At 69.9% G+C, this 2,856-nt stretch carries 2 protein-coding genes; both read left to right on the forward strand.

Annotated features, from left to right (window positions below):
* On the forward strand, window positions 1-620 hold a 620-nt coding region (locus ABFS34_16365), incomplete at its 5' end, for a carbamoyl phosphate synthase small subunit (protein MEN8376999.1).
* A partial coding sequence (gene carB, locus ABFS34_16370) for a carbamoyl-phosphate synthase large subunit (GenBank protein ID MEN8377000.1) occupies window positions 621-2,856 on the forward strand: 2,236 nt, incomplete at its 3' end.

Here is a 2,856-nt window from a genome sequence, read left to right on the forward strand (position 1 = left end):
CGCCGCCCCTCCGCGTCGTCGCCTTCGACTTCGGCGTGAAGCGGAACATCCTGCGGCTCCTCGTGGACCAGGGCTTCGAGGTCACGGTCGTGCCCGCGCGCACTTCGGCGGAGGAGGCGCGGGCGCTCGCGCCGGACGCCATCTTCCTCTCGAACGGGCCCGGCGACCCGGCGGCCGTCGAGGGAGTGCGCGACACGGTGCGCACGCTCGCCCAGGAGCTCCCGCTGTTCGGCATCTGCCTCGGGCACCAGATCCTCGGTCTGGCGCTCGGCGGCAGGACGCGGAAGCTCAAGTTCGGCCACCACGGCGGCAACCAGCCGGGCAAGGACCTCGCTACGGGCAAGGTCGCGATCTGCGCCGAGAACCACGGCTACGCCGTCGAGGCGGAATCGCTGCGCGAGGCCGGGGAGCCGGTCACGGTGACCCACGTGAACCTGAACGACGACACCGTCGAAGGGCTCGCCCACGAGCGCCTGCCGCTGTTCTCGGTCCAGTACCACCCGGAGGCGTCGCCCGGGCCGCACGACGTCCGTTACTTCTTCGAGCGCTTCCGCGAGATGACGCTCCGGCACAAGGCCGGCGAATCCGTCAGCGGCGCCGCCGTCGCACGGGGGCTCTAGATGCCGCGCCGCGAGGATCTCCACACCATCCTGGTGATCGGCTCCGGTCCGATCGTGATCGGCCAGGCCTGCGAGTTCGACTATTCCGGCACCCAGGCCTGCAAGGCGCTTCGCGAAGAGGGCTATCGCGTCGTGCTGGTGAATTCGAATCCGGCCACCATCATGACCGATCCCGAGACGGCGGACGCCACGTACGTCGAGCCGATGACGCCCGAGAGCCTCGAGAAGATCATTCTCGCGGAGAAGCCCGACGCGCTGCTGCCGACGATCGGGGGACAGACTGCGCTCAACCTGGCGGTGGAGCTCGCGGAGTCCGGGCTCCTCGAGCGCCACGGGGTCCAGCTGATCGGGGCGAACCTCGCCGCCATCAAGAAGGCCGAGGACCGCCAGGAGTTCCGGGCCGCGATGGAGAAGATCGGCCTCGCCGTGCCGGAATCCGGCTACGCGACCTCCCTCGAGGATGCGCGCGGGATCGTGAAGCGCACCGGTTTTCCGGCCATCATCCGGCCGAGCTTCACGCTGGGCGGCAGCGGCGGCTCCATCGCGTGGACGCCGGAGGAATACGAGCCGCTCGTCGAGTGGGCCCTCCAGTCCTCTCCCAAGCACACCTGCCTCATCGAGCAGAGCGTCCTCGGCTGGAAGGAGTACGAGCTCGAGGTGATGCGCGACGTGAACGACAACGTCGTGATCATCTGCTCGATCGAGAACTTCGACCCGATGGGGGTCCACACGGGCGACTCGATCACGGTGGCGCCCGCCCAGACGCTCACCGACCGCGAGTACCAGGTCATGCGGGACGCGGCGATCGCGATCATCCGCGAGATCGGCGTCGACACCGGAGGCTCGAACATCCAGTTCGGCGTGCACCCCGAGACGGGCGCGCTCGTCGTGATCGAGATGAACCCGCGGGTCTCCCGAAGCTCGGCGCTCGCCTCGAAGGCCACGGGCTTCCCGATCGCGAAGATCGCCGCGAAGCTGGCCGTCGGCTACACGCTCGACGAGATCCGGAACGACATCACGCGCGAGACGCCGGCGAGCTTCGAGCCGACCATCGACTACGTCGTCACGAAGATCCCGCGCTTCACCTTCGAGAAGTTCTCGGGCGCGGACGACCTCCTCACGACGCAGATGAAGTCGGTGGGCGAGGCGATGGCGATCGGCCGGACCTTCAAGGAGAGCTTCCAGAAGGCGCTCCGTTCGCTCGAGATCGGCCCCATGGGGCTCGAGCCGCCCGAGCTGCCGGCGGGGAAGGCCGGGGACGAGGCGCTCGACCGCGCGATCGACCAGCCGCGGCCGGGGCGCCCCTGGGCGTTGGCCGAGGCCTTCCGGCGCGGCGCGACCGTCGAGGAGCTGTTCCGCCGCACGGCCATCGACCCGTGGTTCCTGCGGAATCTCCAGGAGATCGTCGAGATGGAGGCCGCGCTCGCGAGCGCTGCCGAAGCCGACCGCCCGGCCTGGCTGCGGCCCGCCAAGCAGGCGGGCTTCTCGGACGTCCGGCTGGCCGCGCTCTGGGGCACGACGGAGGGGGCGGTGCGCGCGCTGCGGCGCGAGCACGGGGTGCGGCCGGTCTACAAGCGGGTCGACACGTGCGGCGCCGAGTTCGAGGCCTTCACGCCCTACCTCTACTCGACCTACGAGGACGAGTGCGAAGCGCGCCCGACCGACCGCCGGAAGATCATGATCCTCGGCGGCGGCCCGAACCGGATCGGGCAGGGCATCGAGTTCGACTACTGCTGCGTCCACGCCGCGTTCGCACTGCGCGACGCGGGCTTCGAGACGATCATGGTGAACTGCAACCCCGAGACGGTCTCGACCGACTACGACACGAGCGACCGTCTCTACTTCGAGCCGCTCACGCTCGAGGACGTGCTCGAGATCGTGGACCGCGAGAAGCCGTTCGGGGTGATCGTCCAGTTCGGGGGACAGACGCCGCTGCGGCTCGCCGTGGCGCTCGAGGAGAACGGCGTGCCGATCCTCGGCACGACGCCGGACGCGATCGACCGGGCCGAGGACCGCGAGCGCTTCGACCAGCTGCTGGAGGCGCTGCGCCTCGAGCGGCCTTCCTCCGGGATCGCGCGGAGCCTCGCCGAGGCCGAGGCCGTGGCGGTGCGCATCGGCTATCCGGTGCTCGTCCGGCCCTCCTACGTGCTCGGTGGTCGCGCCATGCAGATCGTCCACGACGCCGAGAGCCTGACCGAGTACATGCGCTCGGCCGTGAAGGCGTCCCCCGAGCATC

Source organism: Gemmatimonadota bacterium (assembly GCA_039715185.1).
In the GTDB taxonomy this organism is placed as follows: Bacteria; Gemmatimonadota; Gemmatimonadetes; order Longimicrobiales; family RSA9; genus DATHRK01.